This window comes from Ruminococcus sp. Marseille-P328 (assembly GCF_964249465.1).
GTDB classification, from domain to species: domain Bacteria; phylum Bacillota; class Clostridia; order Lachnospirales; family Lachnospiraceae; genus Blautia_A; species Blautia_A faecis.
In genome coordinates, this window is sequence record NZ_CAXUBQ010000033.1 from 23252 (window position 1) to 38079 (window position 14828).

Annotated in this window: 11 protein-coding genes; all 11 read right to left on the reverse strand. The window is 44.0% G+C overall.

What is annotated here, in order from left to right:
• Positions 1–33: 33 nt before the first annotated feature.
• Positions 34–561: a rod shape-determining protein MreD gene (gene mreD / locus ACESTK_RS18255; protein ID WP_373120416.1), complete on the reverse strand. Its 528-nt coding sequence runs from the start codon at positions 559–561 to the stop codon at positions 34–36.
• On the reverse strand, positions 551–1549 hold the full coding sequence (gene mreC, locus ACESTK_RS18260; protein ID WP_173717118.1) for a rod shape-determining protein MreC: 999 nt from the start codon (positions 1547–1549) through the stop codon (positions 551–553). The genes mreD and mreC overlap by 11 nt, the downstream gene beginning before the upstream one ends.
• Before the next feature lie 55 nt (positions 1550–1604).
• Positions 1605–2618 (reverse strand): rod shape-determining protein, encoded by a 1014-nt coding sequence (locus ACESTK_RS18265; RefSeq protein WP_118580233.1) that lies wholly within the window; start codon positions 2616–2618, stop codon positions 1605–1607.
• 84 nt (positions 2619–2702) lie between these two features.
• Positions 2703–3416 (reverse strand): DNA repair protein RadC, encoded by a 714-nt coding sequence (gene radC, locus ACESTK_RS18270; protein ID WP_330382811.1) that lies wholly within the window; start codon positions 3414–3416, stop codon positions 2703–2705.
• A gap of 220 nt (positions 3417–3636) precedes the next feature.
• Positions 3637–5235 (reverse strand): NAD(P)/FAD-dependent oxidoreductase, encoded by a 1599-nt coding sequence (locus ACESTK_RS18275; protein WP_373120417.1) that lies wholly within the window; start codon positions 5233–5235, stop codon positions 3637–3639.
• A gap of 14 nt (positions 5236–5249) precedes the next feature.
• Positions 5250–6440, reverse strand: a complete 1191-nt coding sequence (locus ACESTK_RS18280; protein ID WP_173773744.1) for an NAD(P)/FAD-dependent oxidoreductase — start codon at positions 6438–6440, stop codon at positions 5250–5252.
• A gap of 105 nt (positions 6441–6545) precedes the next feature.
• On the reverse strand, positions 6546–7823 hold the full coding sequence (locus ACESTK_RS18285; protein WP_173769980.1) for a methionine gamma-lyase family protein: 1278 nt from the start codon (positions 7821–7823) through the stop codon (positions 6546–6548).
• A gap of 93 nt (positions 7824–7916) precedes the next feature.
• On the reverse strand, positions 7917–8867 hold the full coding sequence (gene miaA / locus ACESTK_RS18290) for a tRNA (adenosine(37)-N6)-dimethylallyltransferase MiaA (protein ID WP_173773746.1): 951 nt from the start codon (positions 8865–8867) through the stop codon (positions 7917–7919).
• Positions 8868–8879: 12 nt separating this feature from the next.
• Positions 8880–11081: a DNA mismatch repair endonuclease MutL gene (gene mutL, locus ACESTK_RS18295; RefSeq protein ID WP_195700243.1), complete on the reverse strand. Its 2202-nt coding sequence runs from the start codon at positions 11079–11081 to the stop codon at positions 8880–8882.
• A 98-nt stretch (positions 11082–11179) separates the two neighbouring features.
• Positions 11180–13804: a DNA mismatch repair protein MutS gene (gene mutS / locus ACESTK_RS18300; RefSeq protein ID WP_334285726.1), complete on the reverse strand. Its 2625-nt coding sequence runs from the start codon at positions 13802–13804 to the stop codon at positions 11180–11182.
• A gap of 103 nt (positions 13805–13907) precedes the next feature.
• On the reverse strand, positions 13908–14828 hold a 921-nt coding region (locus ACESTK_RS18305; RefSeq protein ID WP_373120418.1), incomplete at its 5' end, for a tyrosine-type recombinase/integrase.

The window sequence follows — 14828 nt, forward strand, 5'->3', positions numbered from 1 at the left end:
TTCGTTTTAAACTGATTTTTTTGAAAATTCGTTTTATTTTAGTACCCAAATTGACTCACTTTCTTTCCTGGTTATGTTCATGTAGTGATAGTTTATGTAACGGAAAATCCGGTATACAATCAAGGTAATAAATACCGTGTAAAACATTTCCGGGATAATGATCCTGTACAGATAAGTCCCAAGTCCCAGTCTGCCTCTTAGGAGGAACTGCAACCCATAAACAGACAGATTATATAAAAGATCTGCAATTGCAGTCAGAAACATAGGAACCTTCACATCATCATCGTAATAAATCCTGTGCGCATATCCACTTAAATAACCAATATACATATAGATCAAAGCATAAAATCCAAATACGGATCCAAAGAACAGATCCACAAAAAGCCCTGAAAAAAATCCTGCCCAAAGGCCGCTTTTGCGCCCGCGCATAAGCCCCATGGATACACAGAAAACCAGCATCAGATTAGGAGTTACAGAGCCAATAGAAATCAGATTCATAACCGTACACTGCAGAAGAAAACATATTACGATCGTAAGAAAATAGACAATCTTACCCTTCATCTGCGCCCTCCTGTCCGTCTGCTGCACTGCCGTCAGTATTGTCGCTACTCTCCTGACTGCTGTCGCCAGATGTACTGTCAGAACTGCCGCTGTCAGAATTACCTTCCACCTGCGCGGTTCCGTCTACCAGATCCTGCTTATTCACAGTAATAACAAATACATCCTTCAAATGAAGGAAATCCACAGGTGTTACAATGGTTCCTGTCTTAGTCAGGTTATTGCTGTCTACCTGCACTTCGCTTACATAGCCGATAAATAATCCTTCTACAAATTTCTCACTGATATTGGAAGTGACAATACGTTCCCCGACAGTCACCTTGTTCTCCTGATCATAAAGCTGCTCAAAGCGAAGCTTTCCTTCATCAATCAGTTCCAGGTCTCCGTTTACAATACAGTTATCAGAAGTGCTTACTGTCATGGCACTTACACTGCTGCTGTCATCAATAATGGAACGGACAGTAGCCCAGGAGGAACCCACTTCTGTGACAATTCCAACAAGCCCCTTGCCTGCGATCACATTATTATCGACCCTTATCCCATCATCAGAACCTTTGTTGATCATAAAGGTATCGTACCAGTTTCCAGGATCTTTGGAAATGATAGTCGCAGCTACCTTCGGATAATCCTCATAGGTCTGGTCCAGATTGTAAAGCTCTTTCAGTCTCTGATATTCCCCTTGATCCTGGATCAGTTTGTTATTCTGTGTGGTCAGACTGTCCAGTTCTGCCTTCAGCTCTTCATTTTCAAAAAGCAGATCCTGTTTGTCCTTGAAGCTGTCCCTGACAGAACGGACCATACTGCCGATCTTTTCAATGCTTTTTTCAAAAGGAACTATGACAATTCCTGCTGTTTCCTGCAAAGGAGCTGTGGAAATTCCTGAAGCAAATGTAGCAACAATACAGCTCAGGCAGAAAAGTGTCATAATCGCCAGCAAATGTTTACTTTTCAGATTTATGCGAAATCGAAATTTTTTCTTAAGGTTTTTCATAAAATGGCACCCCTAAAAATTTATGATTTATAACTGTTCAGTACCTTCACAGTTACTATAATTTTCTTTGTGTGATGGGCTGAGCCCATTTACGAAGTTCTTTGTCGTGGATGATCTTCTCCAGCCCTTTGACAGCTGAAGTTTCGTAAAGATCTGACAGGTTAAAAGAATAGCCTGTATAACTTGCCAGATATGTATCAATATGAGGGATTCTGGTGCTCCCTCCGGTAAGGAAAATGCCTTCTTTCGCAATGTGGTAGGAGATCTGCGGCGGGATACGTTCCAGAAAAACTTTCATCTGGGCACCGATCTCATTGACACAGTTCATGATTCCCGCATTGACTACATAGGCAGAAATAACCTCTTCCCTGGGAAGACCGGAAACACTGTCAATTCCTACAACCTTACGGGCCTGCTTGTGCTGGTCTGCAAGCCGTCCCATTACCAGCTTCAGCCGCTTCCCTGTACGGGTGCCGATCTGAAGATTATAACGCTTGCGTACTTCACTGCACACTGCCTCATTCATCTGACGTCCGCCAATTGGAATCTTCTTATTTATGATAATACGGCCTCCCGTAACAATGGAAAAATTCGTACTCTGGGCACCAATATTTACAATCATGCTTCCTGCATTGTTCTCCAGATCCACACCCATAGCTATGGCATCTGCAATAGGAGCCTCTACCATGTAAACCCTGTTCTTCCGCAGCCAATGTCCATTCGCCACCTGATAATAAGCTCTTTTTTCAATAGCAGTCATGTCCAGAGGAACTGCAAAGTACATGACAGAGCCTATTCCCAGAATTTTATCAATTTTTTTCATCATACTGTAAAGTACAATTTCCTGCAGTTCCAGATTAGCTATCATACCAAAAGCCATCGGCGAACTTACGGAAATATCAGAGGGTGCTTTCTCAAACATTTCATACGCTTCGTTGCCCACGGCTATGATTTTGCGGCCCTTGGCCGCAATCATGTTCTTCTCAATGTAGCTTTTATTTCGAATCATGGAATAGACCTTGACGGAACTGCTTCCAAGGTCTATTCCATATGTTTTTTCAAACAGCATATATCTGTCCCTTCATCATTACTATGCCCTGCAAAAACAAATACCCGCCACTGGTTTACAGACGGCGTCAGCACTTCCAGCGGATCATTCCTCCGGCATCATTCCCTGTTCTTTAAAGCTAATGTATCTCTGGTCACCGATCACAACGTGATCCAGAAGCTTCACCCCAAGAATCTCCCCAGACCGGTAAATACGCTCTGTAATTTTCTTATCACATTCACTGGGCGTAGGATCTCCGCTTGGATGGTTATGAACCAGGATCACACTTACAGCGTGAAACTTCAATGCTTCCATAAAAACCTCCCTTGGAGTGATCAGAGTTGAATTCACGGTTCCCCGGGAAAGCATCTGCTCACCAAGAAAATGGTTTTTTCCATCCAGCAGCATAACGATCAATATTTCCTGCTCTTCGTGCCGGAGACGTTCCATATAGTATTTTGCTATCGTGATGGGTTCGTTAAAAGAAAGTCTTGGTCTGGCAACAGCAGACGCCATCCGCTTGGAAAGCTCCCCGATACATTTCAGCTGGACGGCCTTGACTTTCCCGATTCCGTTCACCTTCATCAGATCCGGAATGGACATATGTAAAAGTCCCAGAAGTCCCGGATAGGAGGTATCTTTCGTAAGACTTAAGATTTGATTGGCGAGTACAAGAGAATTGCAGCCTTGTACACCGCTTCTCAGGATCACTGCCAGAAGCTCGCTGTCGCTGAGCACGGATGGTCCCCACTGCAGACATTTCTCATAAGGACGTGACGACTCCGGCAGTTCTCTGATGGTCTGTTTCATTTCATTCATATCTTTCACCTGCAGTTCTCCAGGACTGACAGGATACTGCTCACGCCATACCTGAAACTTACTTCGCACAGCTTTGCCAATGAACAGTAATGGGACTGTTCTTCATGCCATAATAAGCAGATACTTCTTATTCCCCGAGACACAAAGACAATTTCCCCCGCACTGTGTTTCACAATGCAGACTCATTTTAGCATAAAAAAGGAGAGATGTACACTCTCTCCTAAAAATTTCTGAACTTTTTAGAAACAGCTTCCGCTACTTTTATGCCATCCATAGCAGCAGAAGTAATCCCGCCTGCATATCCAGCGCCTTCCCCACAGGGGTAAATCCCCTCATAGTTTGCTTCCAGGGAATCCTTATCACGGACAATACGCACCGGAGATGATGTTCTGCTTTCCACGCCGGACAGCACTGCATCAGGACGGTCAAAGCCTTTGATTTTTTTTCCAAAGGCAAGAACACCCTCTTCTATGGAATCACCGATCTCTTTTGGAAAAATACTGCGCACATCACCTGGAACACAGGCGCCCTTGATACAAGGTTCTACATCTTTAAGTCTTGTACTCGGCTTATGCTTCTGATAATCCTCAAACAACTGTACCGGAACCTTACCATTTCCAGCTTTCCACGCTGCGCGCTCCAGATTGCGCTGGAATGCTACGCCGCCCAGAGGCCCCTCTTCCGGAAAATCAGCCGGAGTTACCGATACGATCAGCGCACTGTTTGCATTGCGGCTGTCCCTGGCCTGATAGCTCATACCATTTACAGCAAGCATCTCCGGTTCTGAAGAAGCGTTTACTACATAACCGCCCGGACACATACAAAAGGAATAAACACCACGGCCATTTTCACATGTGTGGGTAACTTTATAAGCAGCAGCTCCAAGTTTCTCGTTTTCCTCTTCCCCATAAAGAGCCAGATTGATCATGGACTGTGGATGTTCCATACGTACACCTACTGCAAAAGATTTTGGTTCCATATAGATTCCTTTTTTCTCAAACATGAAAAAGGAATCTCTTGCGCTGTGTCCAACTGCCAGTACACATACCTGGGCCGGAATCCTTTTTTTCCCATTTATTTCAATTTCTTTTAACTGACTGTTTTCAAAAAAAAGATCTGTCACTTTGGAACGGAACTGGAATTTCCCGCCCATTTCCTCAATTTCATGGCGAAGAGTCTCCACCACGCCAACCAGCACGTCTGTACCAAGATGCGGTTTCTGCTGATAGATAATTTCCGACGGTGCACCCGCCTGCACGAAACGCTTCAATACTTCATGATTTCTTCCTGAAGGATCTTTTACCAGAGTATTTAGTTTTCCGTCGGAAAAAGTACCAGCACCCCCTTCACCAAACTGCACATTGGAATCCGGATCCAGTACGCCATTTTTCCAGAAATTCTCGACAGTCTTCTGACGGACATGCGCTTCCTCTCCCCGTTCCAGAACCAGGGGGCGGTAACCTGCCTTCGCCAGATACCAGGCACAAAAAATTCCGGCAGGTCCGCTTCCTACAATGACCGGCGGATATTTCAGTTTCTCTTCACCAGGAGATGGAAATGTATATTCTTTTTTCTGAGTTAACATAATATTATTATTGTGAACTCTTCGAAAGATCTTGCTTTCCTGGTTTTTATCCTGCAAAGACACATCTACCGTATAAACAAATTTTTTATCCTCTTTATGACGGCAATCCAGTGACTGCTTCACTATTTCGTAAGTGAAGCCTTCATTTTTCAGACGAAGCTCCTTACGGATCTTTTGGCTTAACTCTTCCGGGGTATGATTAATTGAAAGTTTCAGCTGGGTAATTCGAATCATGTTATTCTCCTTTTTCAAACACGCTCTGACATTTTGCTGGCATTCACTCCTGCAACATAACCGCTGGACCAGGCCCACTGCAGATTGTAACCGCCACATTTCCCATCAATGTCCAATAGTTCTCCTGCGAAATATAAGCCTGAATTTCGTGTGGATTCCAAGGTTTGGGCGTTAACCTGCGTAGTATCAACGCCGCCTGAGCACACCTGTGCCTGTTCAAAAGACTGATAACCAGTCACTTTAAGCGGATAGCTGCTGATTGCTTCTTCCAGATCATTTGCTGACAAAAGCACTTTTGCAAGCTTATCCGGGAAAAGTCCGGTCAAAAAGTCTTTTTTTCCTTTATAGGGGCAGTTTTCCTTTCGTATTTTCAGAAAAGCTTTCAACTGTTCCCGGGAAAATTCTGGCAGAAAATTTAAAATCAGAGTCACATTTTTTCCCTGTTTCAGTGCACGGATTCCGTATCGGCTGACCTGAAACACCGGAATTCCAGATACGCCATAATCAGTAAGCTGTAGTTCTCCTGTTTCCTCTGTGACTTTTTTCCCATCCACAAGCAGCGTAATTCTGCCTTCTGTGCGGACACCTGCCCAGCCGGAAAAGCCTGTATTCCTGCATTTCAGGGCAGTTAAAGCCGGGAGAGGCTCTATGAGCCTGTGTCCCAGTGCTGCGGCAAGCTCATAACCGCTGCCATCGGAACCGGAAATTGCAGAAGCTTTGGAACCATTGGAAAGAATAACTGCTTCACCCTCGTATATCCAGCCTTCTACCTGAACCTTCCAGATATCCTGTTCCTTAAAAACACGTTGTACTTTTTGGTTGGTCTTGATCTTTACCCCAAGATTCCGTGCTTCCATACACAATACCTCAGCAACGCTTGCTGCCTGTCCGCTATGCGGATAGAGATAGCCGCCGTTTTTATTCACAGGATAAATTCCAAGCCGGGTAAAAAATTTCACCGTGTCTTCTACCGGAAATTGATTCAGAACTGCCTGTTCAAAGCCTGGATTTTCGCTTCGATATGCATCAGACGGCACCTGGATATTGGTAAAATTACATTTGCCGTTTCCTGTAGCGCAGATCTTTTTGCCTGGTTTTTCATTTTGTTCCAATATGGTTACAGCGGCCCCGTTTTCTGCAGCTGCAATGGCTGCCATCAGCCCGGACGCCCCGCCGCCTGTAACGATAACACGTTTTTTCTCCATATAAACTCCCGTTTTTTACATCTGTTTTAAAGAACTTATGGTAACGGTTCAGCGCCTCCCTGTTACACGCCTGGCGTTGCACGAAAATTCATGTTTTTCATGATTTCACGGTAATTTTACCAAATCCTGCTCCACAAGTTTCTGCAAGGACATCATAACACCTAGTTTTGCATGCTCCCAGGTAAGTCCTCCCTGGAAATATACGGCATATGGCTCTTTCACAGGTCCATCTGCGGAAAGCTCAATAGAAGAGCCCTGTACAAATGCGCCAGCCGCCATAATGACCTGACTGTCATAACCTGGCATATCCCATGGCTCCGGATCAACATAACTGTCAACCGGGGCAGCAGCCTGAATCCCCTTACAGAATGCGATCAGACGCTCCGGACTTTTTAAAGTCACTGCCTGAATAATATCCTGCCTTGGCTCTGTGGAATTTGGAACCACGTCAAATCCAAGCTTTTCATAAATATTGGCTGCAAAAACAGCGCCCTTTAACGCACCCTTTGTCACCATCGGTGCAAGGAAAAATCCCTGATAGAAGGAACGGTTTACGCCAAGTGAAGCTCCCACCTCAGCACCAAGTCCCGGACAGGTCATACGGTAAGAAGCATTTTCCACGCACTCTTTGGTTCCCGCAATGTAACCGCCAATTGGAGCAAGTCCGCCGCCCGGGTTTTTGATCAAAGAACCAACCACCATATCTGCACCAACATCACTGGGCTCAATCGTGTCAACAAATTCGCCGTAGCAATTGTCTACCATACAGATCACATCAGGCTTAATGCTCTTTACAAATGCGATCAGCTCGCCAATCTGCTTTACTGAAAAAGAGGGGCGTGTCATATAGCCTTTGGAGCGCTGAATCTCAACCAGTTTTGTTTTCTCATTGATTGCTTTGCGGATATTTTCATAATCGAAAGTTCCATCCTCAAGAAGATCCACCTGACGATAAGTTACTCCGTATTCTGCCAGGGACCCCTTGGATGGACGGATACCGATCACCTCTTCAAGAGTATCATATGGCTTTCCGGCTGGTGCCAGCATTTCGTCGCCTGGACGCAGGTTTCCAAAAAGAGCAATGGCCAGGGCATGCGTTCCACACGCAATCTGCGGACGCACCAGACATGCTTCTGTGTGGAATGTATCCGCATAAACCTTTTCCAGAGTATCACGGCCGTAATCGTTGTAGCCGTAACCGGAAGAAGAGCCGAAGCACTCCTCGCTGACGCGGTTTTTCTGCATAGCCAGAAGAACTTTCATCTGGTTATATTCTGCAGTTTTGTCAAACTGTTCAAAACGCTCCTTTAAGGATTTTTCTATTTCATGGCAAAAATCGTAAACCTGGGAAGAAATTCCCAGCTGCTCGTATAATTCTTTCATAATAAATTTTCCGTCTGTCTGACGGTATTCCTCCATTTTTTTATTTTCAAAGCGGGCGATTACCCCCTGTGGAAAATCTGATTATCGAAATAACTACTCTCCAGTTATTCCTTTTTCATGGCAAACGCTCAGCATATATTCCAGCATTTTATTCTCGTCATACCCGAACTCATCTTTATTCACCCACACTGTTTCCGGTTCTCTGTGGAACCAGGTGAGCTGGCGTTTGGCAAAGTGCCGGGTGTCGCGCTTCAAGATCCGCACAGCCTCTTCCAGCGGCATTTCTCCATCCAGATAGGCCAGGATTTCTTTATATCCAAGACCCTGCATGGAAACCATACCTCTGTGATAGCCCATGTCCTTCAGCTTCTGGACTTCTGCCACAAGACCGCTGGTCATCATTTCATCCACCCGCTTATCAATGCGTTTATATAAAAGCTCCCGTGGTGCATTCAGCACAAAGTATGCCAGATTATAGGGGCTGGTTCGTTCCTGCTGCTCCTCATTGTGTGCGGAAATAGGGCTATGGTTCTGATGATAAAATTCCAGTGCGCGGATTACACGCTTCGTGTTGTTTTCGTGGATCACTTCGGCGCTTTTGGGATCCACCTCTGCCAGCATCTGATGAAGATATGCAGCACCTTTTTCCTGGACAATCGCCTCCAGATCGGCCCGGTATCCATCGTCCTGCTCAGCCTGGGTAAAATCAATATCTCTGGTCACCGCCTGAATATAAAAGCCGGTTCCCCCCACCAGAATGGGAATATGTCCCCTGGTGTAAATCTTTTCCATGGCATCCTTTGCCATCTGTTGAAAACGCACAATGTGAAATTCATCCTCTGGCGTCAGCTCATCCACCAGGTAATGGGGAACTCCCTGCATTTCTTCTGGCATGATCTTCGCAGAGCCAATATCCATATATTTATAAACCTGCATGGAATCTGCAGATATGATCTCGCCGCCAATGGCTTTTGCCAGAGAAATAGACAGCCTGGTTTTTCCAACTGCAGTAGGACCGGTAAGGACAATAAGAGGTTTTTTCATAATCTCTCCTGTTTATACAATTCGCTTAAATTTCTTTTCAATTTCTGTCTTTGTCATCGCAATGATAGTGGGACGGCCATGAGGACAATTATATGGATTGTCCAGAGTAAGAAGCTCGTCGATCAGCTTATCTGCCTCCAGAGCAGACATCTGATGATTTCCTTTGACAGCAGATTTGCATGCCATTGTGGCAAGTCTTGCTGTGAAAAGGTCAAAAGCATCCTTTGCACCTTCTCCTCCCAGATTGTCAAGCATTTCCAGAAAGAGTTCTTCTTCATGGAATCCGTACAAATTTGTCGGAACTGCACTGATACAGTATTCCCTTCCACCAAAGGGTTCAATCTCAAAACCGTATTTCCTGAAATATTCTTCGTTGGCTTTTAATTTCGCCTGTTCATCCATGTTCAAGGTCACCACAAGCGGAGGATTCAGATATTGCGATTCAATGGACTGTTCTTTAAAACGTTTTACAAAACGCTCATAATTTACCTTTTCGTGAGCTGCATGCTGGTCGATAATGTAAAACTGGTTTTCAAATTCCACCAGCCAGTAGGTGTCAAACAACTGGCCAATCAGCTTATGGCGGTTTCGGGATTCTGGTGCCAGAAGTTTCTCCTGAAAAAGCTCAAGCTGCTTTCCCCCAACGGATGGATATTCTGTACCTGGATCACTCTGTCCAGGCTCAGATTTATCTGGTATCTCATAGTTTACGGATACAGCAGTCTCTGCCTGATTATCGGCTTCATTCATTCTCTCAACCGATATGTTATCTTCTGCCGCTTTTTCATCTGCACTTTTATCCGCTTTTTCTTCTGCTTTTTCATCCGCTCTTTTATCTGCCTCCGCAGCCTCTTTTAAAGTTCCTGCAAAAAGAGCTTCCTCTTCCTTGCTAAATGGCTTCGCCTGATAAATTGCCTGCTCACGAAGCACACTGCTGGCCTGACAGCCAGAGCTGTTTACAAGGCTTCCAGATGAATTTATTTTTCCAGTTGGAGCTGTTTTTTCAGTTAGAGCTGTTTTTCCAGTTAGAACTGTTTTTTCAGCAGCCTGTGAATAGCAGCTTTCATTATTCCCTGCGCTGCTTCGACCAGCTTTTTCAGCAGCACCTTCACAATGAAGTTCCGTCCTGCGACTTTTCTCAAATGGCTCCGGAACTGCTCCGCGGCTTACTGCTGCCACCTTTGATTCCCGCTCCTCTTTTCCCACTGGAACAACCGGTATCAGTTCTCTGTGAAGAAGCGCATTGTGAACAGCCTCGTAAATGGCATCATACACCTCCGCCCCTCTTGCAAAACGAACCTCCAGTTTCCGGGGATGAACATTTACATCCAGATCATTTCCTGTCATCTGGATCTGCAATGACACAAAAGGAAATTTATGCTGCATGACAAAGCCCTTATATGCATCCTCAATGGCCTTCGTAATAATATTGTTTTTCACAAATCTGCCATTTACATAGTAGTTCTCAAAGCTTCGGTTTCCTCTGGAAACCTCCGGTTTGCCGGCGTATCCCTCAATTTTCATAAAATCATTTTCGTAGGAGACTTCCAGAAGTGCTTTCGCCATATCCCGGCCATATACATTATAAATAACATCCTTCACATTATAATTGCCGGAAGTATGCAGTTTCACCTGTTTGTTCTGAATATATTTAAAAGAAATCTCCGGATGGGAAAGAGCAAGCTGTTCCATCATAGTTCCAATATAATTTGCTTCTGAAGAATCAGATTTCAGGAACTTGCTCCGGGCCGGTGTGTTGTAAAAGAGATTCCGAACCAGGAAAGTAGTTCCATCTGGAGCTCCCATTTCCTCAAGGCTTTGTTCTACGCCGCCTTCGATCACGTAACGCACGCCGCTGATAGCAGAAGGAGTTTTTGTGATCAGCTCCACCTGGGAAACTGCGGCAATACTGGATAAAGCCTCACCACGAAATCCCAGTGAGGCTATGTTTTCCAGATCTTCTACTTTTTCAATTTTGCTGGTAGCATGACTTAAGAATGCCGTAGGTACCTGAGCAGCCTCGATTCCCCCTCCGTTGTCTGTAATACGGATCAGCTTCTTTCCTCCATCTGTAATCTCTACTGTTACAGCAGTAGCACCAGCATCAATGGAATTTTCTACAAGCTCCTTTACAACAGAAGAAGGGCGCTCTACCACCTCACCTGCTGCAATTTTATCAATGGTATGTTTATCTAAAACTGCTATTTTTCTCAAGTTTTTCTCTCCATATAAAAGCAGGTTGACCGCTTCGGTTCACAATACGGACATGTCGCCTGCCGGTGACAGCACCATATATGAAAGTCAGCTGTCAGTTACCATCTGTTCTTTATCTTATTCTGAAGATTGTATAACGTATTTAAGGCTTCCATGGGAGTCAGATTTCCAATGTCAATGCCTTTTAATTCTTCAATAATGTCATTGTCCTGTACAGTGTCAAATAATGACATCTGCGCCATATCCATTTCTACCTTCGGCTTCTTCTTCGGTGAAGCCAGATCTTTTACAGCAGCAGTAATGTCTGCATCGCTTAATTCCTCAACCAGCTCTTTTGCACGGTTAATAACAGAATCCGGAACACCTGCCAGCTTGGCGACCTGAATTCCATAGCTCTTATCTGCGCCGCCTTTTACAATCTTGCGGAGAAAAACAATATCGTCACCTTTTTCCTTAACTGCAATGCAGTAGTTGGTAACGCCAGATAGTTTTCCTTCCAGTTCAGTCAGTTCATGATAATGTGTGGCAAATAATGTCTTGGCTCCACAAAGCTTTGTATTACTGATATGTTCAATCACTGCCCAGGCAATGGCAAGACCATCAAAAGTACTGGTTCCACGGCCGATCTCATCCAGGATCAGAAGGCTCTTGGCAGTGGCATTTCGAAGGATATTGGCCACCTCAGTCATTTCCACCATGAAAGTACTCTGTCCGCTGGCAAGGTCATCTGATGCACCTACACGGGTAAAGATTCTGTCCACAATTCCAATTACAGCTTTATCTGCCGGAACAAAGCTTCCAATCTGCGCCATAAGTACGATCAACGCAGTCTGACGCATGTATGTAGATTTACCTGCCATATTGGGGCCTGTAATAATGGAAATTCTTTTTTTAGTATTGTCAAGGTATGTATCGTTGGCAATGAACATATCATTATCGATCATCTGCTCTACAACCGGATGACGGCCACCTTTGATATCTATAATTCCGCCTTCATTTACCTTCGGGCGTACATAATGATTGCGCTCAGCAACAAGCGCCAGGGATGCAAACACATCCAGACCTGCAATTGCCTTGGCTGTACGCTGGATTCTTATCACTTCCTGGCCAACTTTATCACGGACATTGGAAAACAGCTCGTATTCCAGGGCATAAAGTTTATCTTCAGCGCCAAGGATCATATTTTCAAGGTTTTTCAACTCCTCGGTAATATAACGTTCTGCATTTGCAAGAGTCTGTTTACGGATGTAGTTCTCCGGCACCAGTTCTTTAAACGTATTGGTTACCTCAAGGGCATAGCCGAATACACGGTTATATTTGATCTTCAGGGATTTGATTCCGGTACGCTCACGTTCCTTTGTTTCCAGCTCTGTAAGCCATTTTTTTCCATCTGTGCGGGCACTGCGGAATTTATCCACATCTTCGTTAAAGCCTTCACGAATAATGCCTCCATCCTTCTGGGCAAGGGGCGGTTCATCTACAATGGCGTGCTTGATCAGATCTGTAATATCTTCAAGACTGTCCATGTCCTCGTAGATTTCTTTCAGAATCGGTGCCTGAAAGTCCTTGAGAACCTGTTTAATATAAGGAATCATTTCCAGAGAGGACGCAAATGCTACCATATCTCTTGGATTTGCAGACTTAAAGCTGATGCGGCTGACCAGACGCTCCAGGTCATACACTGGATTGAGATATTCCCGGATCTCATCGCGGAGCATCGGTTTCTCATTCAGCTCTTCAAGAGCTTCCAGTCTGCGATTGATCTCTTCTGCATCGATCAGTGGCTGTTCCACAAAGGAGCGAAGAGTACGGGCACCCATGGCTGTTTTAGTCTTATCCAGTACCCAGAGAAGAGAACCTCTTTTCTGCTTTTCACGGAGGGTCTCCACCAACTCCAGATTTCGTCGGCTGGAGCTGTCAATCAGCATATAACGCTCTGCCGTATAAGGACGGATGGTAGTCATCTGAGAAAGTGCAGTCTTCTGCGTTTCCTTAAGATACAAAAACAGCGCTCCGGCAGCTATGATTCCACTGTCATAATCGCTGATTCCAAGGCCTTCCAGATTGGTTACGTGAAAATGTTCCCTTAATTCTTTTCTGCAGGTATCATCATCGAAATACCAGGCATCCAGGGAAAAAATACAAATTCCAAGACGTTCTTTCAAATCGTCTGTGTCAACCCCACTCATAAAAAAGGAATCATTACATATGATTTCAGCCGGACTGAATTTGTTGATCTCATCAACCAGTTTCTGGCTATTTGGTACTTCTGTAAGGAAACAGTCACCTGTGGTAATATCCGCTATTGCACAACCAAAGCGGTCTGCTATGGAGACAATTGACATCAAATAGTTATTCTTGGATTCATCCAAAGAAGTTGCATCCAAAGTAGTTCCAGGAGTAACCACACGGATAACAGCACGTTTTACAAGTCCTTTTGCCTTCTTCGGATCCTCCACCTGCTCACAGATTGCAACCTTATGCCCACGCTCGATCAAACGGTTGATATAAGTATCTGCCGCATGGAACGGGATTCCGCACATAGGTGCCCGCTCTTCCAGACCACAATCCTTACCAGTGAGCGTCAGTTCCAGCTCCTTGGATACCAGAAGTGCATCATCAAAAAACATCTCGTAAAAATCCCCGAGACGATAAAATAAGATGCAATCTTTGTATTCTTCTTTGGTTTTGCAGTATTCCTGCATCATGGGCGACATGTTCATTCTTTTGCCAGAACCCCTTGATTTATCTGCATTTGCGCCGCTTTTGGAAGTGTTACTGCACGGTTTCTGCACGGTTTTTTTAATTTTCTCGTTATCAGTAGTATTATTCATATTTATCCTTTGTTGTATTCTCTTCAATTTGGGGAATATTTTCTTCTTCGTATGTTTCTATAAATTTATTGAACTCATCCGAAACATATTCCTTCTCCAAATGCGTATAATAGTTTGTCATATTTACGCTTGAATGTCCAGCAATTTTGCTTACAGTAAATGGTGACATATTTGACTGGTTCATTCTCGTAACAAACGTATGCCTAAATTTATGTGGATATACACTATAAAGATGTGGTTCCCTGTTTTCTATCTGTGCACGTTTTATCTCTTTTTTATCAATGATGTTTAATATACGTGAACATTCCTGAGAACCATACTGGGGAAGGAAGAGATTACCGGGCTTTGTTGTAAAAACAAGATCTGGGTATTCGTCTTTTAAAACGTTATTTGCGCCCCATTTCGAACCATATTTTTCCTTGTCCATATCCTGCTTTACCTTCCAAGTCAGAAAGGCATTTTCAACTTTTTTTGACATTGGAATCCAACGGTAACTTGCCTTCTTTTTAGGTGTTGTTATTTGTTTTGTATTGTATGGGTTTTCAACACGATTTTTTTTGTTATCATAAAAAATAGTTGTTTTATTAAGGGTTTTATAAACACGAATTCTGTGTGAATGAAAATCAATATCCTCCCATTGAAGAGCTGCAAGTTCTCCAATTCGCATACCTGTATTCAGGATAATATAGAACACTTCATAATATCTTGTATTTTTTGCAGCATTCAAAAAGGTTTCAATTTCTTCCTTGGTCAGAACTTTTTCTTCATCTTCCTGTAATGGATCGACTACAGCTTCTTCCGATTTCGCAATTAAAATCCCTTTACATGGATTCATGGGAATCATTCTGCTATCTACTGCACTGTTTAATAATAGATTTACAATCGTCAGCGAATGCTCCACTGACGTTTCTGC

Bases quoted from the DNA above. Each gene is read 5' to 3' on its own strand.
- mreD (WP_373120416.1), bottom strand. From the start codon at position 561: ATGAAGGGTAAGATTGTCTATTTTCTTACGATCGTAATATGTTTTCTT.
- mreC (WP_173717118.1), bottom strand. From the start codon at position 1,549: ATGAAAAACCTTAAGAAAAAATTTCGATTTCGCATAAATCTGAAAAGT.
- ACESTK_RS18265 (WP_118580233.1), bottom strand. From the start codon at position 2,618: ATGCTGTTTGAAAAAACATATGGAATAGACCTTGGAAGCAGTTCCGTC.
- radC (WP_330382811.1), bottom strand. From the start codon at position 3,416: ATGAATGAAATGAAACAGACCATCAGAGAACTGCCGGAGTCGTCACGT.
- ACESTK_RS18275 (WP_373120417.1), bottom strand. From the start codon at position 5,235: ATGATTCGAATTACCCAGCTGAAACTTTCAATTAATCATACCCCGGAA.
- ACESTK_RS18280 (WP_173773744.1), bottom strand. From the start codon at position 6,440: ATGGAGAAAAAACGTGTTATCGTTACAGGCGGCGGGGCGTCCGGGCTG.
- ACESTK_RS18285 (WP_173769980.1), bottom strand. From the start codon at position 7,823: ATGAAAGAATTATACGAGCAGCTGGGAATTTCTTCCCAGGTTTACGAT.
- miaA (WP_173773746.1), bottom strand. From the start codon at position 8,867: ATGAAAAAACCTCTTATTGTCCTTACCGGTCCTACTGCAGTTGGAAAA.
- mutS (WP_334285726.1), bottom strand. From the start codon at position 13,804: ATGAACATGTCGCCCATGATGCAGGAATACTGCAAAACCAAAGAAGAA.